Annotated in this window: 2 protein-coding genes; both read right to left on the bottom strand. The window is 55.3% G+C overall.

The genetic code is table 11. The annotated features are described in order from the left end of the window. Positions 1-761, bottom strand: a 761-nt coding sequence (locus NW853_RS03585; RefSeq protein ID WP_414347801.1) for a mannosyltransferase family protein, incomplete at its 3' end; no start/stop codon positions are given. Beyond that, the coding region (locus NW853_RS03580; RefSeq protein WP_414347798.1) for an NAD(P)/FAD-dependent oxidoreductase at positions 758-2,185 on the bottom strand (1,428 nt) is incomplete at its 5' end. The genes NW853_RS03585 and NW853_RS03580, both read right to left, overlap by 4 nt.

Below are 2,185 nucleotides of genomic sequence, written 5' to 3'. Positions count from 1 at the left end.
AAGTAGCGCTGCATTTCCAGGTAGAGATCCCAGCGGCCAAAGCGGAGCTGACAGTAGAGGAAAAAACTCAGCCCGCCCGACAAGGCCAAAACAACGGCGCTGGCTGTCCAAAACCAAGGGCGGGATAGCCGCAGCAGAGGAACCAGCGCCACCGGCAAACCCACAATGCGGGTGGCACTCATCACCAAACCGTGGATCCCGGCCAGGAGTCCTGACCTCATTGAATTCAAGTGGGCCGACCAGTAGAAAAAACCCAACAAGCTGGCCATAAAGAGGGATTCGCTGTAGCCCACGACAAGGTAAAAGCTGCTGGGATAGACCAAGATCATCAAACTTGCCAAAACTTGCCAAAGCAAGGGGATCTGCCAGAGACGGTAAAGTAGAAGGAGATAAACCCACATCAGCCAGCAAAAGAGCTGGGCGGTCAGGTAAAGCCCTAACTCAGGCTCAACCCGCAACAAGCGGCTGAGGGCAATAACGGCCAGAGGGTAGCCAGGAAAGAAGGCCACATTGCTCTGCTCGTAGGCAATCTTGTCAAAGCCGACAAACTGATAGCCCTGCCGCACAATCCCCAAATACCAATGGCTATCCCACTGGGTTAAACCCTTGAAGATGGAAGCATAGTCATCCTCCTGGCTCCAAAGGGAGATTAAGAAGATCTGCAACCCTGTCAAGGCTAAGCTTGGCAGCAGAACCTGGATAGAGAAAGGGGCAAGACGCTGCCGGCTTTGCCGCAACAGATGGCTAAGAGAGAAGCTCATCGCCGGACCTTCGCAGGTGGGGGTGGCACTTTGATCTCTTCTTGGTAATCGTCATCGGAGTTCACCTGCCAGAGATCGTGGCTGCCGGGGCGGAGGACGTTTTCCGCCGCCAATAGGCCCATCAGCAAGCTGTGATCCTGGTTGTTGTACTTAAACGAGCCATAGCGGCCCACCAGTTGCAGGTTTTCAAACTGTCCAAGATACTTCTGCAAAGTGGCTAGATCTTCTTTGTAGCTGCCGGCATAGATAGGATAGGTGCGGGGCAGGCGCACCACAAAGCCGCCGCGGATCTTCTGGCCTTGCAGCAGGCCAATTTGGCGTAGCTCCTTCTCAGCTAAAGTCAGCAATTGCTCCTCAGGGGCTTGCCACAAGGGATCCCCAAAGTTGCACCAATACTCACAGCACAAGGGGGTTTGTTCCCGGTTGGGGAGCATAGCCGGTGACCAATTGGCAAAGTTGGTTACCCGACCAACCTGCACTGTTGGGTCGTTGATATACAGCCAGTTGTCGGGGAAAAGCTGGGATCCCTCCACAATCAAGTAAACCAAAACCGTGTTGCGAAACTTGAGGTTGCGGGCTGCCTGCAGCACTTCTGGGGGAGGCGGTTCCCGCAGGCTCTGCACCAACACTGTCAGAGGGATCGAAGAGATGACGTGGGAGGGGGAGACCCATGTTTCCCTTCCATCCTGAAGATGGCGCAGTTGCAGCTCAACAATCCGGGATCCCTCCTGCCTAAGGGCAATGACCTCTGTATTTAGCCAAACTTTTTGGCCCTCGGCCAGCAAAAACTCCTGCATTTTTTCGTAGAGCTGACCGGATCCCAGGCGAGGAAACTGAAATTGGTCAATCAGTGATTTGACGGAGCCGCGGTTCCACCCCAGGGCCTTGCGGATGGCTTGCCCAAGGCTAAGACCTTTGATGCGCTGGGCAGCCCAATCGGCACTGATTTCGGTACAAGGGATCCCCCACAGCTTTTCCGTGTAGCCCTTAAAGAACATTTGAAAAAGTTGGGTGCCGAATTTTCCCTTGACCCAGTCGGCAAAGTTCTGGGGAGCTGGGTGGGGGATGAGTTGCGCCCAGAGATAGGAAAGGACAATGCGCAGACTTTCCCACCAGCCGACTTTGCGCAGGACTTCCCAGGCTTGAATGGGGTACTGAAAATATTGCTCGCGGTAGTAGATGCGGGTAAGCCGCCGGACAGTCACTTGTTCGGATCCCAAAACCCGGTTCCACAGCTCCAGCACCGCTGGGATCTTGGTAAAAAACCGGTGCGGGCCATAGTCGAGAATGAACCCCTGGTAGCGAATGCTTTTGGCCAGGCCCCCGACCCTGTCTTCTCGTTCCACCACCACCACGGGGAAGCCTAGCTGGGTCAAGCGATAGGCAGCCGCCATGCCCGCCGGCCCCGCCCCTAGGATATAGAT

The sequence above is a fragment of the Synechococcus sp. H55.11 genome (assembly GCF_047462475.1).
GTDB lineage: Bacteria > Cyanobacteriota > Cyanobacteriia > Thermostichales > Thermostichaceae > Thermostichus.
Note: the sequence above shows the minus strand (reverse complement) of the source record. Positions and strands in the feature narration are given on the sequence as shown.